Annotated in this window: 1 protein-coding gene; it reads right to left on the reverse strand. The window is 52.3% G+C overall.

The annotated features are described in order from the left end of the window. The coding region (locus JS756_RS39115; RefSeq protein ID WP_205387492.1) for an NAD(P)-binding domain-containing protein at positions 1-449 on the reverse strand (449 nt) is incomplete at both ends.

Here is a 449-nt window from a genome sequence, read left to right on the forward strand (position 1 = left end):
TGCTTCCTCGGTGGGAGGTCTGTTGAGGTTACTTCGGTTAGTTGATAATTCGGGTATACGGTTTGGAAAGAATCATACCCAGTCTCCTCGTGAAGGCCGTCGTGCATCATAAAGACACCCTTGTCGGCCGTTATGACATACGTCCCGCTTCGCTGGAGCATAGTCACATCGGCTCCATTTTCGCAAAAGTTCTGTGCAATATCATGACCACTATTTCCAGTACCCACGACGACCACCTTCTTGCCTTTCACATCGTATTCCGAAGCGTCGTTATGCTGGCTTCCATGGTACAGCGCACCCTTAAACTGCTCCTGCCCAGGGAACTTGGGTACCTTAGGCTCACCCGAGTGACCAGTGCACCAAACGATATGTCGGGGATGAAGGGTTCGCTCGCTACCGTCACCTCGAGTTACGACGGCTGTCCACTGGGATTTCGCGTCATCGTAGAC

Source organism: Streptomyces actuosus (genome assembly GCF_016921115.1).
Taxonomy (GTDB): domain Bacteria; phylum Actinomycetota; class Actinomycetes; order Streptomycetales; family Streptomycetaceae; genus Streptomyces; species Streptomyces actuosus_A.